Source organism: Enterobacter sp. MGH 33 (assembly GCF_000534535.1).
GTDB classification, from domain to species: Bacteria; Pseudomonadota; Gammaproteobacteria; order Enterobacterales; family Enterobacteriaceae; genus Enterobacter; species Enterobacter hormaechei_C.
Genome location: NZ_KI973212.1, coordinates 3,552,369 through 3,570,861, shown reverse-complemented (window position 1 = coordinate 3,570,861; position 18,493 = coordinate 3,552,369). Strand labels below are relative to the sequence as shown.

19 protein-coding genes and 2 tRNA genes are annotated in these 18,493 nt (G+C 55.4%); 12 read left to right on the top strand and 9 right to left on the bottom strand.

Annotated elements, in window-relative coordinates; all coding sequences use genetic code 11:
* The first annotated feature begins 57 nt into the window (after nucleotides 1-57).
* The 8 genes from L379_RS07415 (at nucleotide 58) to pdxK (ending at nucleotide 7,479) form a co-directional block, all read left to right on the top strand.
* Nucleotides 58-633 carry an RpoE-regulated lipoprotein gene (locus tag L379_RS07415; protein ID WP_015572220.1) on the top strand — a complete coding sequence of 192 codons (576 nt, stop codon included), beginning with the start codon at nucleotides 58-60 and terminating at the stop codon, nucleotides 631-633.
* Nucleotides 634-725: 92 nt separating this feature from the next.
* Nucleotides 726-1,625, top strand: coding sequence for a Dyp-type peroxidase (locus L379_RS07420; protein WP_017383480.1), 900 nt, complete (start codon nucleotides 726-728; stop codon nucleotides 1,623-1,625).
* A 176-nt stretch (nucleotides 1,626-1,801) separates the two neighbouring features.
* A complete protein-coding gene (locus tag L379_RS07425; RefSeq protein ID WP_032649009.1) occupies nucleotides 1,802-2,815 on the top strand; it encodes a sulfate ABC transporter substrate-binding protein in 1,014 nt (337 codons plus the stop codon).
* On the top strand, nucleotides 2,815-3,648 hold the full coding sequence (gene cysT, locus L379_RS07430; protein WP_017383478.1) for a sulfate/thiosulfate ABC transporter permease CysT: 834 nt from the start codon (nucleotides 2,815-2,817) through the stop codon (nucleotides 3,646-3,648). Before L379_RS07425 ends, cysT begins: the two co-directional genes overlap by 1 nt.
* On the top strand, nucleotides 3,648-4,523 hold the full coding sequence (cysW, locus tag L379_RS07435) for a sulfate/thiosulfate ABC transporter permease CysW (protein WP_003861305.1): 876 nt from the start codon (nucleotides 3,648-3,650) through the stop codon (nucleotides 4,521-4,523). The genes cysT and cysW overlap by 1 nt, the downstream gene beginning before the upstream one ends.
* On the top strand, nucleotides 4,513-5,607 hold the full coding sequence (gene cysA, locus L379_RS07440; RefSeq protein WP_017383477.1) for a sulfate/thiosulfate ABC transporter ATP-binding protein CysA: 1,095 nt from the start codon (nucleotides 4,513-4,515) through the stop codon (nucleotides 5,605-5,607). Before cysW ends, cysA begins: the two co-directional genes overlap by 11 nt.
* 118 nt (nucleotides 5,608-5,725) lie before the next feature.
* Nucleotides 5,726-6,637, top strand: coding sequence for a cysteine synthase CysM (gene cysM, locus L379_RS07445; protein ID WP_017383476.1), 912 nt, complete (start codon nucleotides 5,726-5,728; stop codon nucleotides 6,635-6,637).
* Nucleotides 6,638-6,642: 5 nt separating this feature from the next.
* Nucleotides 6,643-7,479: a pyridoxine/pyridoxal/pyridoxamine kinase gene (gene pdxK, locus L379_RS07450; protein WP_017383475.1), complete on the top strand. Its 837-nt coding sequence runs from the start codon at nucleotides 6,643-6,645 to the stop codon at nucleotides 7,477-7,479.
* Between the two features lie 44 nt (nucleotides 7,480-7,523).
* Here pdxK and crr read toward each other — a convergent pair whose 3' ends face one another.
* From crr to cysZ, 5 genes are all read right to left on the bottom strand, one after another.
* Nucleotides 7,524-8,033: a PTS glucose transporter subunit IIA gene (gene crr / locus L379_RS07455; RefSeq protein ID WP_003861316.1), complete on the bottom strand. Its 510-nt coding sequence runs from the start codon at nucleotides 8,031-8,033 to the stop codon at nucleotides 7,524-7,526.
* Between the two features lie 40 nt (nucleotides 8,034-8,073).
* Nucleotides 8,074-9,801, bottom strand: coding sequence for a phosphoenolpyruvate-protein phosphotransferase PtsI (gene ptsI / locus L379_RS07460; protein WP_006811455.1), 1,728 nt, complete (start codon nucleotides 9,799-9,801; stop codon nucleotides 8,074-8,076).
* 45 nt (nucleotides 9,802-9,846) lie between these two features.
* Entirely contained in the window at nucleotides 9,847-10,104 is a 258-nt protein-coding gene (gene ptsH / locus L379_RS07465) for a phosphocarrier protein Hpr (RefSeq protein ID WP_000487600.1), read from the bottom strand.
* 317 nt (nucleotides 10,105-10,421) lie between these two features.
* On the bottom strand, nucleotides 10,422-11,393 hold the full coding sequence (gene cysK, locus L379_RS07470) for a cysteine synthase A (RefSeq protein WP_006811453.1): 972 nt from the start codon (nucleotides 11,391-11,393) through the stop codon (nucleotides 10,422-10,424).
* A gap of 163 nt (nucleotides 11,394-11,556) precedes the next feature.
* On the bottom strand, nucleotides 11,557-12,318 hold the full coding sequence (cysZ, locus tag L379_RS07475) for a sulfate transporter CysZ (RefSeq protein ID WP_006811452.1): 762 nt from the start codon (nucleotides 12,316-12,318) through the stop codon (nucleotides 11,557-11,559).
* A 229-nt stretch (nucleotides 12,319-12,547) separates the two neighbouring features.
* Between cysZ and zipA the strand changes: the two genes are divergently transcribed.
* From zipA to L379_RS07490, 3 genes are all read left to right on the top strand, one after another.
* Nucleotides 12,548-13,543 (top strand): cell division protein ZipA, encoded by a 996-nt coding sequence (zipA, locus tag L379_RS07480; protein ID WP_015572226.1) that lies wholly within the window; start codon nucleotides 12,548-12,550, stop codon nucleotides 13,541-13,543.
* 68 nt (nucleotides 13,544-13,611) lie between these two features.
* Complete coding sequence (gene ligA / locus L379_RS07485; protein WP_017383473.1) at nucleotides 13,612-15,627, top strand: NAD-dependent DNA ligase LigA; 2,016 nt, start codon at nucleotides 13,612-13,614, stop codon at nucleotides 15,625-15,627.
* A gap of 1 nt (nucleotide 15,628) precedes the next feature.
* On the top strand, nucleotides 15,629-15,844 hold the full coding sequence (locus L379_RS07490; RefSeq protein ID WP_003861328.1) for a DUF3820 family protein: 216 nt from the start codon (nucleotides 15,629-15,631) through the stop codon (nucleotides 15,842-15,844).
* Here L379_RS07490 and L379_RS07495 read toward each other — a convergent pair.
* The gene (locus L379_RS07495) at nucleotides 15,841-16,836 is read right to left on the bottom strand and encodes a bile acid:sodium symporter family protein (protein ID WP_023304176.1); all 996 of its coding nucleotides are present in this window, start codon (nucleotides 16,834-16,836) and stop codon (nucleotides 15,841-15,843) included. The two genes, L379_RS07490 and L379_RS07495, sit on opposite strands and share 4 nt — an antisense overlap.
* Nucleotides 16,837-16,925: 89 nt before the next feature.
* Between L379_RS07495 and L379_RS07500 the strand changes: the two genes are divergently transcribed.
* On the top strand, nucleotides 16,926-17,867 hold the full coding sequence (locus tag L379_RS07500) for a LysR family transcriptional regulator (RefSeq protein WP_017692971.1): 942 nt from the start codon (nucleotides 16,926-16,928) through the stop codon (nucleotides 17,865-17,867).
* Here the strand turns inward: L379_RS07500 and L379_RS07505 are convergent.
* The 3 genes from L379_RS07505 to L379_RS07515 all read right to left on the bottom strand — a co-directional run bounded on the left by L379_RS07505 (nucleotide 17,858) and on the right by L379_RS07515 (nucleotide 18,492).
* Nucleotides 17,858-18,199, bottom strand: a complete 342-nt coding sequence (locus L379_RS07505) for a FlxA-like family protein (RefSeq protein WP_017383471.1) — start codon at nucleotides 18,197-18,199, stop codon at nucleotides 17,858-17,860. The genes L379_RS07500 and L379_RS07505 overlap by 10 nt on opposite strands.
* Before the next feature lie 137 nt (nucleotides 18,200-18,336).
* Nucleotides 18,337-18,412, bottom strand: a tRNA-Lys gene (locus L379_RS07510).
* Nucleotides 18,413-18,416: 4 nt separating this feature from the next.
* Nucleotides 18,417-18,492 (bottom strand) — tRNA-Val (locus L379_RS07515).
* Nucleotide 18,493: the final 1 nt, after the last annotated feature.

Sequence of the window (18,493 nt, the reverse complement as noted above, 5' to 3'; positions counted from 1 at the left end):
ACTTTTTGCCGATACTGCACTCCAACAAGCGTTGATTTATTACGTAAGGACGTCTCAATGAAATCGCTGCGTTTACTTTTATGCGCTCTCCCGCTGGCGTTAACCGGCTGTTCCACGCTCTCATCCATCAACTGGTCTGCGGCCTATCCGTGGAACTGGTTTGGCTCCTCAACGGAAGTGACCGAGCAGGGCGTGGGCAAAATCACCGCCTCGACGGCGCTGGATCAGGATGCCATTCAGGAGGCCATCGGCAGTGATTATCGCCTGCGCAGCGGCATGAAAACCGAGAACGGCAACATCGTGCGCTATTTCGAAGCGTTGAAAGACGACAAGGTGGCGATGGTCATCAACGGCGATAAAGGTACGGTCAACCGCATTGCGGTGATGGATGAAGAGATTCCGACCTCAGGTGGCGTGAAGGTAGGTACGCCGTTTGGCGAGCTCTACCAGAAAGCGTTTGGCCACTGCGCCAGCGTGCCGTCGGATGACAGCGTGGCGGTCGAGTGTAAGGCCGACGGCAGCCAGCACATTAGCTATGTATTCAGCGGCACCTGGAACGGTCCGGAAGGGTTAATGCCCTCTGACGACACCCTGAAAAAGTGGAAAGTGAGCAAAATTATCTGGAAGCAGTAATTTGCGCCTGAGCAAGCCGCCTCGCTGAAATCCAGGTATAATAGCCGCCATCAATGCCACGCTGTCGTGGCATCTTTTTTTCAGGAGGAGCGATGTCTCAGGTTCAGAGTGGCATTTTGCCAGAACATTGCCGCGCGGCGATTTGGATTGAAGCCAACGTCAAAGGGGACGTGGATGCCCTGCGCGCGGCCAGCAAAATTTTCGTTGATAAACTGGCCACCTTTCAGGCCAAATTCCCCGAAGCCCATCTGGGTGCGGTGGTTGCCTTTGGCAACACCGTCTGGCGTCAGCTGAGCGGCGGCGAAGGCGCAGAAGAGCTGAAAGACTTTATTCCTTATGGCAAAGGACTTGCGCCCGCCACCCAGTATGACGTCCTGATTCATATCCTCTCCCTGCGCCATGACGTGAATTTCTCCGTCGCTCAGGCAGCGATTGAGGCCTTTGGTGACAGCATCGACGTGCAGGAAGAGATCCACGGTTTCCGCTGGGTGGAAGAGCGCGATTTGAGCGGCTTCGTCGACGGCACCGAAAACCCGGCCGGGGAAGAGACGCGTCGCGAGGTGGCTGTAATCAAGGATGGCGTGGACGCGGGCGGCAGCTACGTGTTCGTCCAGCGCTGGGAGCATAACCTCAGGCAGCTCAACCGCATGAGCGTGCATGACCAGGAGATGATGATTGGCCGCACCAAAGACGCCAATGAAGAGATTGACGGCGATGCGCGTCCGGTCACGTCCCACCTGACCCGCGTTGACCTTAAAGAAGACGGTAAGGGGCTGAAGATTGTTCGCCAGAGCCTGCCGTACGGCACCGCGAGCGGTACGCACGGCCTGTACTTCTGCGCTTACTGTGCACGCCTCTACAACATCGAACAGCAGCTGCTGAGCATGTTTGGCGATACCGACGGCAAGCGTGACGCCATGCTGCGCTTCACCCGTCCGGTGACCGGCGGCTACTACTTTGCGCCGTCCGTTGAGCGCCTGCTGGCGCTGTAAATCGCTCTCCATTCGTAGGCCGGGTAAGCGTTAGCGCCACCCGGCAATTTCTCCCGCACCCCTTATTCCCTTTTCTGCTTCTAAATCACCAAACGGTATATAAAACCGTTACTCCTTTAGACTCCGTTATAAATATTATGACTATAAGATAGTCATCACATTTATAAGGGTGCGCAATGGCCGTTACTGTACTGAAAAAAGGATCGCTGGCACTGGCAGGTTTACTGCTGGTGGCGCAGGCGCAGGCAACCGAGTTGCTGAACAGTTCTTATGATGTTTCGCGCGAGCTGTTTGCCGCCCTTAATCCCGCATTTGAACAGCAGTGGGCGAAAGAGAACAACGGCGACAAGCTGACCATCAAACAGTCGCACGCTGGCTCATCCAAGCAGGCGCTGGCCATTTTGCAGGGGCTGAAAGCGGATGTGGTGACCTACAACCAGGTCACGGATGTGCAGATCCTGCACGACAAAGGCAAGCTGATCCCGGCGGACTGGCAAAGCCGCCTGCCGAACAACAGTTCGCCGTTCTACTCCACCATGGGCTTCCTGGTGCGCAAGGGCAACCCGAAAAACATTCACGACTGGAACGACCTGGTGCGTTCTGACGTCAAGCTGATTTTCCCGAATCCGAAAACCTCCGGCAACGCGCGTTATACCTATCTGGCGGCGTGGGGCGCGGCGGACAAAGCTGACGGTAACGATAAAGCGAAAACCGAACAGTTTATGACCCAGTTCCTGAAAAATGTCGAAGTGTTTGACACCGGCGGCCGGGGCGCAACCACCACTTTCGCCGAGCGCGGGCTGGGCGACGTGCTGATCAGCTTTGAATCCGAAGTGAACAATATTCGTAAACAGTACGAAGCGCAGGGCTTCGAAGTGGTTATCCCGAAAACTAACGTTCTGGCCGAGTTCCCGGTGGCGTGGGTGGATAAAAACGTCAAAGCCAACGGCACTGAGAAAGCGGCAAAAGCCTATCTCAACTATCTGTACAGCCCGCAGGCGCAGACGGTGATTACTGACTATTACTACCGCGTTAATAATCCGGACGTGATGAACAAGCTGAAAGACAAATTCCCGCAGACCGAGCTGTTCCGCGTGGAAGATCATTTCGGCGCCTGGCCTGAGGTGATGAAAACGCATTTTGCCAGCGGCGGTGAGTTAGACAAATTGCTGGCGGCGGGGCGTAAGTAATGTTTGCAGGATCAACAAGACGTGTGCTGCCGGGTTTTACCTTAAGCCTCGGGACCAGCCTGCTGTTCGTCTGTCTGATTTTATTGTTACCGCTCAGCGCTCTGGTGATGCAGCTCGCTGAGATGAGCTGGTCCCAGTACTGGGAAGTGGTCACCAATCCGCAGGTGGTGGCGGCCTACAAGGTCACGCTGCTGTCTGCATTCGTGGCCTCGATTTTTAACGGCGTGTTTGGCCTGCTGATGGCATGGATCTTAACCCGCTATCGCTTCCCTGGCCGCACGCTGCTCGACGCCCTGATGGATCTGCCGTTTGCCCTGCCGACGGCGGTGGCCGGTCTGACGCTGGCGTCGCTGTTCTCCGTGAACGGCTTTTACGGCGAATGGCTGGCGAAGTTTGATATTAAAGTGACCTATACCTGGATCGGTATCGCGGTGGCGATGGCCTTCACCAGCATCCCGTTTGTGGTACGTACCGTGCAGCCGGTGCTGGAAGAGTTAGGCCCCGAATACGAAGAGGCTGCGGAGACCCTGGGCGCCACGCGCTGGCAGAGTTTCCGTAAGGTTGTGCTGCCGGAACTTTCTCCGGCCTTGCTGGCGGGGGTGGCGCTTTCCTTTACCCGCAGCCTCGGTGAATTTGGCGCGGTCATTTTTATCGCCGGGAACATCGCGTGGAAAACCGAAGTGACCTCGCTGATGATTTTTGTCCGTTTGCAGGAGTTTGATTATCCGGCCGCGAGCGCGATTGCCTCGGTGATCCTTGCCGCGTCGCTGCTGCTACTGTTTTCGATTAACACTCTGCAAAGTCGCTTTGGTCGACGTGTGGTAGGTCACTGATGGCGGAAGTTACGCAATTGAAGCGCTATGATGCGCCCCGCATCAACTGGGGCAAATGGTTTCTGATTGGTACCGGCGTGCTGGTCTCCGCATTCATTCTCGTCGTGCCGATGGTGTACATCTTCGTGCAGGCCTTCAGCAAAGGGATTATGCCCGCGCTGCAAAACCTGGCCGATCCGGACATGCTCCACGCCATCTGGCTGACGGTGATGATTGCCCTCATCACCGTCCCGGTGAATCTGGTGTTTGGCGTATTGCTGGCCTGGCTGGTAACGCGCTTTAACTTCCCGGGGCGTCAGCTGCTGCTGACCCTGCTGGATATCCCGTTTGCGGTGTCTCCGGTGGTGGCGGGTCTGGTTTATCTGCTCTTCTACGGCTCCAATGGCCCGCTGGGCGGCTGGCTGGATGAGCACGACCTGCAAATCATGTTCGCCTGGCCGGGGATGGTGCTGGTGACCGTCTTTGTCACCTGTCCGTTCGTGGTGCGCGAGCTGGTGCCGGTGATGCTCAGCCAGGGCAGCCATGAAGATGAAGCCGCGGTGCTGCTCGGCGCTTCCGGGTGGCAGATGTTCCGCCGCGTCACGCTGCCGAATATCCGCTGGGCACTGCTTTACGGCGTGGTGCTGACCAACGCCCGTGCGATCGGTGAGTTTGGCGCGGTGTCGGTGGTATCCGGCTCGATTCGCGGCGAAACCCTGTCGCTGCCGTTACAGATTGAATTACTGGAACAGGACTACAACACCGTCGGTTCCTTTACTGCCGCAGCGTTGCTGACGCTGATGGCGATTTTGACCCTGTTTTTGAAGAGTGTGGTGCAGTGGCGTTTAGAGAATCAGGAAAAACGTCAGCATCAGGAGGGAAATCATGAGCATTGAGATTGCCAATATTAAGAAGTCTTTTGGTCGCACCCAGGTGCTGAATGATATCTCGCTGGATATCCCTTCCGGACAAATGGTGGCGCTGCTGGGGCCGTCTGGCTCCGGTAAAACCACGCTGCTGCGTATTATCGCCGGGCTTGAACACCAGACCAGCGGACATATTCGCTTCCACGGTACGGACGTTAGCCGCCTGCACGCCCGCGACCGTAAAGTGGGCTTTGTATTTCAGCATTATGCGCTGTTCCGCCACATGACGGTATTCGACAACATCGCGTTTGGCCTGACCGTGCTGCCGCGTCGTGAACGTCCAGATGCCGCCGCCATCAAAGCGAAAGTGACCAAACTGCTGGAGATGGTGCAGCTTGCGCATCTGGCGGACCGCTTCCCGGCTCAACTTTCCGGCGGGCAGAAGCAGCGCGTGGCGCTGGCGCGTGCGTTAGCCGTTGAACCGCAAATCCTGCTGCTGGACGAACCGTTTGGCGCGCTGGATGCACAGGTGCGAAAAGAGCTGCGCCGCTGGCTGCGTCAGCTGCATGAGGAACTCCAGTTCACCAGCGTTTTCGTGACCCACGATCAGGAAGAGGCGATGGAAGTGGCCGATCGCGTGGTAGTGATGAGTCAGGGCAACATTGAGCAGGTTGACGAGCCAGAGCAGCTCTGGCGTGAACCGGCGACCCGCTTTGTGCTGGAGTTTATGGGGGAAGTAAACCGCCTTCAGGGCACCATTCGCGGCGGTCAGTTCCACGTTGGCGCGCACCGCTGGCCGCTGGGGTATACCTCCGCGCATCAGGGGCCGGTGGATCTGTTCCTGCGTCCGTGGGAAGTGGACGTCAGCCGCCGTACCAGCCTGGATTCACCGCTTCCGGTGCAGGTGCTGGAAGCTAGCCCTAAAGGGCACTACACCCAATTGGTGGTACAGCCCCTGGGCTGGTACACCGAGCCGCTGACCGTGGTTATGCGTGACGACGTGCCGCCACACCGGGGGGAGCGTCTTTTTGTGGGGCTGCAACACGCGCGCATTTATCATGGCAACGAGCGCATTGAAACGCGCGAGGATATTGCTCTGGCGGAGTCAGCCTGATAGGTTATTAGTATGTTTATCGCCCGGTGGCGCTGCGCTGACCGGGCCTACAGTTATCACTGCGTCTTGTAGGCCGGGTAAGCTAAGCGCCACCCGGCTTTTTTATTGAGTAAAAATCGTGAATACACTCGAACACACCATCGGCAACACCCCTCTGGTCAAACTTCAGCGCATGGGGCCTGATAACGGCAGCGAAATCTGGGTCAAACTCGAAGGCAATAACCCGGCGGGGTCGGTGAAAGACCGGGCGGCACTGTCGATGATTGTCCAGGCCGAGAAGCGCGGTGAAATTAAGCCAGGCGACGTGCTCATTGAGGCCACCAGCGGAAATACCGGTATCGCGCTGGCAATGATTGCCGCCCTGAAAGGCTACCGCATGAAGCTGCTGATGCCGGATAACATGAGCCAGGAGCGCCGGGCCGCCATGCGCGCCTATGGAGCCGAGCTGATTCTGGTGAGCAAAGAGCAGGGGATGGAAGGGGCGCGAGATTTAGCGTTAGCGATGGCGGAGCGCGGGGAAGGCAAGCTCCTCGACCAGTTCAACAACCCGGACAACCCGTACGCGCACTACACCACCACCGGCCCGGAAATCTGGCAGCAAACCGACGGGCGCATCACCCACTTTGTCTCCAGCATGGGGACCACGGGCACGATCACCGGTGTGTCACGCTTTCTGCGCGAACAGGAGAAGCCGGTGACGATTGTCGGCCTGCAACCGGAAGAGGGGAGCAGTATTCCGGGCATCCGCCGCTGGCCGGCGGAGTATATGCCGGGCATCTTTAATGCGCAGCTTGTGGACCAGGTGCTGGATATTCATCAGCGCGAGGCGGAAAATACCATGCGTGAGCTGGCCGTGCGTGAAGGTATCTTCTGCGGCGTCAGCTCTGGCGGTGCCGTAGCGGGTGCGATCCGGGTGGCTGAGTCCACGCCGGGGGCGGTGGTCGTAGCGATTATTTGCGATCGCGGCGACCGTTATCTGTCTACCGGCGTCTTTGGTGAAGAGAGTTATTCGCAGGGGGCGGGGATTTAAGCGTCATGGAGATGATTTTATTCCGGGATAAAACCCGGGCGCAGCAAACCGATATTGTCGCCGTACAGTCGCAGGTGGTGTACGGCAGCGTGGGAAACAGCATCGCGGTGCCGAATATTCGAACCCACCGGCTGAACGTTACCGCCGTGCCAACGGTGCTGTTCAGCAATACGCCGCACTACGACACCTTCTACGGCGGGGTGATCCCGGACGAGTGGTTCAGCGGCTACCTTAAGGCGCTGGAAGAGCGCGAGATCCTGCGCGAGCTTAAAGCGGTCACCACCGGCTATATGGGCAGCGCCAGCCAGATCGCGCTGCTGGCGCAGTGGCTGAAGGCAATCAAAGTGCAACATCCCGATCTGCTGGTGCTGGTCGACCCGGTAATTGGGGATATCGATAGCGGGATGTACGTGAAGCCGGATATTCCTGAAGCCTACCGTGAGCATCTGCTCCCGCTGGCCCAGGGCATTACGCCCAACGTGTATGAACTGGAAGTGCTGAGCGGCAAACCGTGCCGTACGCCGGAGAGCGCCATTGCCGCCGCGCAGGGGCTGCTGTCCGACTCGCTGAAATGGGTAGCGATCACCAGTGCGCCAGTGTCTGACGATCCGCAGAATATTCACGTTGTGCTGGTGAGCGAAGAAGGTGTTACCGTAAGCGCGCACCCGCGCGTAGAGACGGATCTGAAAGGAACGGGCGATCTGTTCTGTTCGGAGCTGGTCAGCGGCATTGTGGGAGGGAAAACCGTTGCCGATGCCATTCGCATGGCGGGCGATCGGGTGACTGACGTTATGATCTATACGCAGTCGAAAGGCTATGACGAGCTTATCCTGCCGGCATAAACAAAAATGGCGCCCGAAGGCGCCATTTTTCTGTGCGGCAAGAATTACTTCTTGATGCGGATAACCGGGGTTTCACCCACGGTGACGCTGCCAGACAGTTTGATCAGTTCTTTGATTTCGTCCATGTTGGAGATAACAACCGGAGTCAGGGTAGACTTCGCTTTTTCTTCCAGCAGCGGCAGATCGAATTCAATTACCGGGTCGCCAACTTTAACACGCTGGCCTTCTTCTGCGATACGCTTGAAGCCTTCGCCTTTCAGTTCAACGGTGTCGATACCGAAGTGAACGAACAGTTCGATACCGCTATCGGATTCGATAGAGAACGCATGGTTGGTTTCAAAAATTTTACCGATGGTGCCGTCAACTGGAGCAACCATTTTGTTGCCAGTTGGTTTGATAGCAATGCCATCACCAACGATTTTCTCAGCAAACACTACATCCGGCACGTCTTCGATGTTGACGATCTCGCCGGAGAGCGGAGCAACAATCTCAATAGTTCCGGAGTCTTTCTTGTCATCAGAAACCAGAGATTTCAGTTTATCGAACAAACCCATGATCTTCTCCTAAGCAGTAAATTGGGCCGCATCTCGTGGATTAGCAGATTGTTTTTTCTTCAATGAACTTGTTAACCAGCGTCATTAACTCGTCCGTTGTCGGTTGAGCAAGAGCCTGCTCTGCTAACACCTTCGCATCTTCGAAGTTCGTGTTACGGATAATCTTCTTAATGCGCGGGATGGAAATGGCGCTCATAGAGAATTCGTCCAGACCCATACCCAGCAACAGAAGTGTAGCACGTTCGTCGCCTGCAAGCTCACCACACATGCCAGTCCATTTACCTTCTGCATGAGAAGCATCAATAACTTGCTTGATCAAATTCAGTACGGACGGTGACATTGGCTGGTAGAGATGTGAAATCATATCATTACCACGGTCAACTGCCAGGGTGTACTGCGTTAAATCATTGGTACCGATACTAAAGAAATCAACTTCTTTGGCTAAATGACGCGCAATGGTCGCGGCTGCCGGTGTTTCCACCATCACGCCGATCTCAATGGATTCGTCAAAGGCTTTACCTTCGTCGCGCAGTTCCTGTTTGTAGATTTCGATCTCTTTCTTCAGTGCACGCACTTCTTCAACAGAGATGATCATCGGGAACATGATGCGCAGTTTACCGAAAGCGGAGGCACGCAGAATAGCGCGAACCTGGTCACGCAGGATCTCTTTGCGATCCATGGCGATACGCACGGCACGCCAGCCCAGGAACGGGTTCTCTTCTTTCGGGAAGTTCATGTACGGCAGCTCTTTGTCGCCACCGATGTCCATAGTACGGACGATTACAGCCTGCGAGCCGCACGCTTCCGCAACCGCTTTGTACGCTGCAAACTGCTCTTCTTCCGTTGGCAGAGCGTCGCGATCCATGAACAGGAATTCAGTACGATACAGACCTACACCTTCCGCGCCGTTGCGCTCAGCGCCGTCAACGTCACGTACGGTACCGATGTTAGCGCACACTTCAACCTGATGGCCGTCCAGCGTGATAGCTGGCAGATCTTTCAGTTTAGCAAGTTCCGCTTTCTCGGTAGCAACCTGCTCCTGAACGGAACGCAGCTGCTCGATCACATCGTTAGTTGGGTTGACGTAAACCACATTGTTTACGGCATCCAGAATCAGATAGTCGTCGTTTTTAACCTGGGAGGTAACGCTACCGGTACCCACAATGGCTGGCAGCTCCAGAGAACGCGCCATGATTGAGGTGTGGGAGGTACGTCCACCTGCATCAGTAATGAAACCCAGCACCTTGTTCAGGTTCAGCTGTGCGGTTTCAGACGGGGTCAGGTCAGCGGCAACCAGGATGACTTCGTCCTGAATCGCGCTCAGATCGATGATGGCCAGACCCAGGATGTTGCGCAGCAGGCGCTTACCGATGTCACGTACGTCAGCCGCACGTTCTTTCAGGTATTCATCGTCCAGCTCTTCCAGGGCAGATGCCTGACCTTCGATAACTTCATGCGCAGCCGCGTCGGCCGTCATGCCTTTATCTTTAATCAGGGCTATGATTTCCTGCTCCAGCTCCTCATCTTCGAGCAGCATAATGTGCCCTTCGAAGATGGCTTCTTTTTCTTCACCGAAAGTTTCGCCAGCTTTAGTTTTAATCGCTTCCAGTTGCGCAGATGCCTTGGCACGACCGCTCAGAAAACGTTCAACTTCCTGATCAACCTTGTCGGCAGAAATTTTTTTCCGGTCAATGACGATTTCGTCTTCTTTCAGCAGCAATGCTTTGCCGAAAGCGATACCCGGGGATGCTAAAATGCCTGAAATCATAACCCTACCTTACTTGTGACTGATATTGAAAAGAACCCGGTAAACTTACTCGAGTTCAGCCATCAGCTTAACCAGATGCTCAACTGCTTTCTGCTCGTCTTCACCTTCAGCGGAGATGGTAACAACGGTACCCTGAGTCAGGCCCAGAGTTTGCAGCTTGAACAGGCTTTTTGCGCTAGCGCTTTTGCCGTTGGAAGTCACAGTGATTTCAGAAGTGAAGCCTTTCGCTTCTTTAACAAACTGAGCAGCAGGGCGGGTGTGCAGACCGTTCGGAGCGGTAATGGTAACTTCTTGCTGGAACATTGTATTTCCCCAACTTATAGGTTTAGTGTTGTGGAACTAAAGTCTAGCCTGGCGACTTAACTTTAGCCTGTATAGTTAGCGCTGACGTTTCAATCGTCATTAAACATTATGCAGTGAAAGCAAGACTTGAACCAAATCATAAAATCGATTCAGCAGCGCTATTTCGTTCACCGATTAATTTCGCGCATCAAAATAATTGCTGGTTTAAATACCAGACCCAACGGGGTGAAGCAATGCCAGGAGGGGTAAAACTTTGAAGCAGGCCACAAAAAAGCACCTGAAAAGGTGCTTTTTTACGCGTTTTTAACATGCTGGCATCACTGTTGCAGTTCTTTCTCTGTGAAGAGATCGGCAAACAGTGCTGTGCTTAAGTAACGCTCACCCGAAGACGGTAGGATAACCACAATGTTCTTATTGGTAAAGGTTTCATCTTCCAGCAGTTTGAGGGCTGCCGCAACCGCCGCACCGGAAGAGATACCCGCCAGAATGCCTTCCTCGTCCATCAGGCGACGCGCCGTGGAGATGGCTTCTTCATTGGTAATGGCGACGACTTTATCGATCAGCTTCAGATCCAGGTTGCCTGGAATAAAGCCAGCGCCGATACCCTGGATTTTGTGTGGGCCAGGTTTGATCTCTTCGCCTGCCAGCGCCTGAGCGATAACCGGTGAGTCGGTTGGCTCAACGGCAACGGTAATCAGATCTTTTTTACCTTTCGTGCCTTTAATATAGCGAGACACACCAGTCAGCGTACCGCCGGTGCCTACGCCGGAGATAAACACATCAACCTGACCGTCGGTATCTTCCCAGATTTCCGGGCCGGTGGTTTTCTCATGAATTTCCGGGTTGGCCGGGTTGCTGAACTGCTGGAGCAGCAGATACTTTGCCGGATCGCTGGCAACAATTTCTTCGGCCTTCTGAATCGCGCCCTTCATGCCTTTTGCGCCTTCGGTCAGGACCAGGTTCGCACCCAGCGCTTTCAGCAACTTACGACGCTCAATGCTCATGGTTTCAGGCATAGTCAGCGTCAGCTTGTAGCCACGCGCCGCCGCAACATAGGCCAGAGCGATACCGGTATTGCCGCTGGTGGGTTCAACCAGCTCAACGCCAGGTTTCAGCACGCCACGCTTTTCAGCATCCCAAATCATATTCGCACCGATACGGCATTTAACGCTGAAGCTTGGGTTACGAGATTCGACCTTCGCCAGAATGCGTCCATTACCGATACGGTTCAGTCGAACCAGGGGCGTATGACCGATAGTCAGCGAGTTGTCTTCATAAATCTTACTCATGGCCTGTCCTTAACTGTATGAAATTGGGATACCGACCCAGCATACCTGTTGAACAGGTATGGGGAAGTAAGGAAATCGCATATCTATATGCTGCAAGGAAATAATGGGGATCAGTATGGAATAAGGGGCGGCATAAGCCACCCCTCTTTTACACATTTTTGCATTACTTCCATAACGCGTGCTTAGCACGGTAACAGTCCACCCACATCGCCGTCGCGCCGCAAACGGCAACGGGCATGATGAACAAATTCAGGAAAGGGATCATGGTGAACAGGCTGGTCAGCGCGCCAAATTGCATGTTGGCAACCTTCTGAGTGCGCAGGGCAGTGCGCATCTCTTTAAACGGCACTTTGTGGTTATCGAACGGATAATCACAGTACTGGATAGCGAGCATCCAGGCGCTGAACAGGAACCACAGCACGGGCGCGACCGTCTGGCCAATCCCGGGTACAAAATAAAGAATAAGCAGCACAATCGCCCGCGGCAGGTACCAGGCGAACTTCTGCCATTCACGCTTCATGATGCGGGGGAGATCTTTCACGATCCCGAGTACGCCCGTGTCAGGTGGCGTCGCACCGGTCAGGCGCGCTTCCAGCTGTTCGGCCAGCAGACCGTTGAACGGCGCGGCTATCCAGTTTGCTATCGTCGAAAAGAAATAACCGAAAACCAGCAGCACGGAGATAACCGCAATCGGCCAGAGCAGGTAGTCTAGCCACTGTAACCAGTCCGGCACATAGCTCATCAGGGAAGGGATCCAGCTTTCCAGTCTGGTGAACAGCCACCAGAAGGCCCCGCCCATCAGAATAATGTTGATCAGTAACGGCAAAATAACGAAGCGTCGAATGCCCGGCAGGGAGACCAGTTTCCAGCCCTGAGAAAAGTACCAGACCCCGCTGCGTGGGGCAGAAGAAGATGTTGAAACCATACCAGGCTGTACTCCTTTTTACACAACCAGTGGAATTGCCCGCCTATATTATCCAGTTACGGGCCAATGACCAGTTCGGAAATGTTCGAAAAACCAGCAAAAAGCACGATTTAGTTCATCTTTATGCTGTGAATGCTCTGCATACACTTGCACTTGACGTAAACGGCAAATACTCTTAGTGAGTAAATGTTTGCCGTGGTGGCAAGGTGTTAGAACAACAGAGAATATAATGATGCAGGATTTGCGTCTGATATTAATCATTGTTGGCGCGATCGCCATAATCGCTTTACTGGTACATGGTTTCTGGACCAGCCGTAAAGAGCGTTCCTCTATGTTTCGCGATCGTCCACTGAAGCGCATGAAGTCCAGTCGTGACGACGATGACGTTGAAGACGACATCGACGGTCCTGACGACGACGGCGTGGGTGAAGTTCGTGTTCATCGGGTCAATACTGCGCCCGGCGCAGCGCATGGAGAGCATGAAGCCCCCCGCGCTCCGCAGCACCAGTATCAACCACCGTATGCCTCTGCCCAGCCGCGCCAGCCAGCGCCGCCGCCAGTGGAAGAACCTGTTCGTCATCCGCCGCAGCAGCCTGTGCAACAGCAGCCCGTTGCGCCACAGCCTGTACAGCCGCAACCTGTGCAACAGCCTGCACAGCCAGTGCATCAGCCACAGCCTGTTCAGCAGCCGCAGCCGGTACAACAACCGCAGCCGCAGCCTGAACCGCCTGCGCCACAGCCCGCTCCGCGCGTTGAGCCAGAGCCGGTCGCAGAGCCAGAACCGGTTGTTGAAAAGCCGCAGCGTAAAGAAGCGGTGATCATCATGAACGTGGCTGCTCATCATGGCACCCATCTGAACGGTGACGTGCTGCTTAACAGCATCCAACAGGCAGGCTTCAAGTTCGGCGACATGAATATTTTCCATCGCCACCTGAGTCCCGACGGTAGCGGTCCGGCGCTGTTTAGTCTGGCCAATATGGTCAATCCAGGCACGTTTGACCCGGAAATGACCGGTGATTTCGTCACGCCGGGGGTTACGATCTTTATGCAGGTGCCGTCCTACGGTGACGAGCTGCAAAACTTTAAGCTGATGCTACAGTCCGCTCAGCACATCGCCGACGAAGTGGGCGGTGTGGTGCTCGACGATCAGCGTCGAATGATGACGCCGCAGAAACTGCGCGAGTATCAGGACCGCATCCGCGAAGTTAAGGAAGCGAACGCGTAATCGTCGCGTTAACTTCACCTCCTCCTCAACCCCCGCCTGTCGGGGGTTTTTCTCATTGATGGTGCGATATGGACTCAATCGAACAACAACTTACTGAACTGCGAACCACGCTTCGCCATCATGAATATCTCTATCATGTTATGGACGCACCGGAAGTGCCGGATGCGGAATATGACCGCCTGATGCGTGAACTGCGCGAGCTGGAAGCGCAGCACCCCGAACTGATTACGCCCGATTCCCCAACGCAGCGCGTCGGCGCGGAACCGCTGGGCGCTTTCAGCCAGGTGCGACATGAAGTGCCGATGCTGTCGCTGGATAACGTGTTTGATGAAGAGAGTTTTCTGGCTTTCAACAAGCGTGTGCAGGATCGCCTGAAGAGCATCGACAATCTGAGCTGGTGCTGCGAGCTAAAGCTGGATGGTCTGGCCGTTAGCATTCTTTATGAGAACGGCGTGATGGTGCGTGCCGCAACGCGCGGCGACGGCACTACCGGGGAAGACATCACCACTAATGTGCGCACTATTCGTGCGATCCCGCTGAAACTGCGTGGCGATAACATTCCCGCCCGGCTGGAAGTGCGCGGGGAAGTGTTCCTTCCGCAGGCGGGCTTCGAGAAGATCAACGAAGAAGCGCGTCGTACCGGTGGGAAAGTGTTTGCAAACCCGCGTAACGCGGCGGCAGGTTCGCTGCGTCAGCTCGATCCGCGAATCACCGCGAAGCGACCGCTTACTTTCTTCTGCTACGGCGTCGGGATCCTGGAAGGCGGTGACCTGCCAGATACTCACCTGGGTCGTTTAATGCAGTTCAAAGAGTGGGGGTTACCAGTTAGCAACCGCGTGCAGCTCTGCGACTCTCCGGAGGCGGTGCTGGCGTTCTATCACAAGGTTGAAGAAGATCGTCCCACGCTCGGGTTTGATATTGATGGCGTGGTGATCAAGGTTAACTCGCTGGCGTTGCAGGAACAGTTAGGATTTGTGGCCCGTGCGCCGCGCTGGGCGGTGGCCTTTAAGTTCCCGGCGCAGGAGCAGATGACCTTCGTTCGCGACGTGGAGTTTCAGGTAGGGCGTACGGGGGCGATTACGCCTGTGGCGCGTCTGGAGCCTGTGCAGGTGGCTGGCGTGCTGGTAAGTAACGCCACGCTGCATAACGCCGATGAAATTGCCCGCCTGGGCCTGCGCATTGGTGACAAAGTGGTGATTCGCCGCGCGGGCGACGTGATCCCACAGGTGGTTAACGTTGTTGAGTCTGAACGTCCTGCCGATACCCGTGCCATCGAGTTTCCAGCCCACTGTCCGGTATGTGGTTCGGACGTTGAGCGCGTGGAGGGGGAAGCGGTAACGCGCTGTACGGGCGGGTTAATCTGCGGCGCGCAGCGTAAAGAGTCCCTGAAGCACTTTGTCTCCCGCCGGGCGATGGACGTCGACGGAATGGGTGACAAGATTATCGACCAGTTAGTTGAGAAAGAGTACGTCCATACGCCAGCGGACCTCTTTACCCTGACGGCAGGTAAGCTGACCGGTCTTGATCGTATGGGGCCGAAATCTGCCCAGAACATCGTTAACGCGCTCGAGGCGGCCAAAAACACCACCTTTGCCCGTTTCCTTTACGCGCTTGGCATTCGTGAAGTCGGAGAGGCGACGGCGGCAGGGCTGGCGGCGTATTTCGGCACGCTGGACGCGCTGGAGAAAGCCACCATCGACGAGCTACAGAAAGTCCCTGATGTCGGCATTGTGGTCGCTACCCACGTTTTCAACTTCTTCGCCGAAGAGAGCAACCGTGAAGTGATCGGTAAATTACTGGAACAGGGCATTCACTGGCCTGCACCGGTAGTGGTTAATGCCGAAGAGATCGACAGCCCGTTTGCCGGTAAAACGGTAGTGCTGACCGGCAGCCTGAGCCAGCTCTCGCGCGATGACGCGAAAGCGCGCCTGGTGGCGCTGGGGGCAAAAGTGGCGGGCAGCGTATCGAAGAAAACCGACCTGGTGATTGCCGGGGAAGCGGCCGGTTCGAAGCTGGCAAAAGCGCAGGAGCTTGGCATCGAGGTAATCGACGAAGCGGAAATGATGCGCCTGTTAGGAGAGTGACGTGGAAAAAGAGCAGCTCGTTGAGATCGCCAATACGGAGATGCCGTTCGGTAAATATAAGGGTCGCAGGCTGATTGATTTACCGGAAGAGTATCTGCTGTGGTTTGCCCGTAAGGATGAGTTCCCCGCCGGGCGTCTGGGCGAGCTGATGGCTATCACGTTACTGATCAAAACAGAGGGGCTGACCCAGCTGGTTCAGCCCCTGAAACGTCCTTAAACTTTCGCGGCGCGGGTCTCTTCCTGCGCCAGCTTTTCTGTCTGCGCCTTGTAACGCCGCGCCAGTACCGCACACACCATCAGCTGGATCTGATGGAAAATCATCAGCGGTAACACCATCATCCCAATGACGGACGTCGGGAACAGAATATTGGCCATCGGGATCCCGTTGGCCAAGCTCTTTTTCGATCCGCAAAATACAATGGTGATTTCATCGGCCTTGTTGAAGCCGCATTTGCGGGCCACAAAGACGTTAACCGCGATGACAATGGCCAGCAAAACGATGCTTACCACCACAATAAACAGCAGCGATCCAGCGCCCACCCTGTGCCAGATGCCGTTCACCACGGCTTCGCTGAAGGCCGTGTAAACCACCAGCAGAATTGAGCTTTGGTCCGTTTTCCCGATCCATTTTTTATGTTTTGCCACAAACGCCCCAATCCAGGGACGGGATAAGTGTCCGAGCACAAACGGCAGCAGCAGTTGCAGACAAATTTTACCCACCTGCTCCAGATTGCCTTCCGCCCCGTGCATGTTCATCAGCAGACCGACCAGTAGCGGTGAAACAAAGATCCCCAGCAGGCTGGAAGCGGAAGCAGAACAAACCGCCGCCGCGACGTTACCGCCCGCCAGCGAGGTAAAGGCAATAGCGGACTGCACGGTGGCCGGCAAAATGCACAGATAAAGGAAACCGGTATACAGCGCCGGATCGACATTCACCGGCGCCCACCAGGCGAACAGCACGCCCAAAACCGGGAAGAGGATAAAGGTGCTGCACATTACCCACAGGTGCAGTCGCCAGTGGCTACCGCCTGCAATAATGGCTTCCCGGGAGAGTTTGGCGCCATGCATAAAGAACAGCAGGGCAATGGCTGCCGTGGTCAGTCCTTCAATAACCGGAACGAAACTGCCCCGCGCCGGGAAGAACGAGGCCAGCAAGACGACACTAATCAGGGTCAGCGTAAACGGATCAAGGATACGAAAAAGTTTCATAATCACTCCTGAAAACAGATGCCGCTATTGTGCTTTCTTCCCTTTGAGAAATAAAATTGATTTATTGCATCCATTCATGAATTAAACAGATGAATTATTCGTTACGTCAGCTTCGCGTTTTCGTCACCGTCGCGCAGGCCCGCAGCTTTAGCCGGGCAGGGGAGATCATTGGCCTCAGCCAGTCGGCGGTGAGCCATAGCGTTAAGGAGCTTGAAACGCAAACGGGAGTGAAGCTGCTCGACCGTACGACGCGAGAAGTGGTACTCACCGAAGCGGGACAGCAGCTGGCAATGCGACTGGAAAGGCTGCTGGATGAACTGAACAGTACGCTCAGGGATGTTGGCCGGCTCGGACAACAGCTTTCCGGTACCGTGAGAGTGGCGGCGAGCCAGACGATTTCAGCGCATCTTATTCCCCAGTGTATCGCTGAAAGTAATCACCGCTATCCGGATATCGATTTTGTTTTGCACGACAGGCCGCAGCAGTGGGTACTGGAGAGTATCCGTCAGGGGGATGTGGATTTTGGCATCGTTATTGATCCCGGAGCGGTAAGCGACCTGGAATGTGAAGTGGTGCTCTCGGAGCCCTTTTTATTGCTCTGCCGCGATGATGATCCGCTGGCATCGCTGCCACACGTGGCCTGGCAGGCCTTGCAGGGGGCAAACCTGGTGTTACAGGATTATGCATCAGGCAGCCGTCCGCTGATAGATGCCGCTCTGGCCGCGCAGGGCGTTAAGGCAACCATTGTGCAGGAGATTGGGCATCCTGCCACGCTCTTCCCGATGGTCGAAGCGGGGATTGGCATCAGCGTTCTGCCGGCGCTGGCGCTGCCACTGCCGCAGGGGAGTCGTTTAACGGTGAAGCGTTTCGTACCCTGTGTCGAACGCCAGCTGATGCTGGTACGCCGTAAAAACAGGTCACTTTCCGGCGCGGCGCATGCCTGCTGGGATGTGGTGCGTATGCAGGCCGAACGTTTGATGGAGGCCCGCACACGCGATCCACTTTTTAACGAAACCAATAATCAGATGTAGATATTAATCTGATGCTCCGCGGAGGGCTTATTGATGCCTTCCGCGACTGCCTGACCTTTTTCCTGTTTTGGCATCGCCTCTTCTGCCTGCTGACGCTGCAATTGCGCCAGCTGTGCCTGCAACATAGCCAGCTGAGATTCGAGTAATTCCTGCTGCTTTTGCTTCTCTTCTGCTGTGGCATCACCCATGGCCACTTCTTTGAGCTGCTGAGTGACTTTCGTTATCTGTTTGGTCAGACGGGTGATTTGAGAAGCAATGTCGTTTCCGCCGGAGCTGTTATCTACGCTGCCGATTTCCATCGCCGACAGAGAAACGGGCTTAAGAGTTGTCATATTGAGATCCTTTTCGCCATAAAATAGAGGTATCGGCAAAGAAGGCGTGAGCTTGAGTAAAACAAGCGGTCTGGCTGCAATGGGGATGTGCTATATCGCAGATAGCAAAAAAGCGCCTTTAGGGCGCTTTTTTACATTGGTGGGTCGTGCAGGATTCGAACCTGCGACCAATTGATTAAAAGTCAACTGCTCTACCAACTGAGCTAACGACCCGAAATGGTGGGCGATGACGGGCTCGAACCGCCGACCCCCTCCGTGTAAAGGAGATGCTCTACCAACTGAGCTAATCGCCCA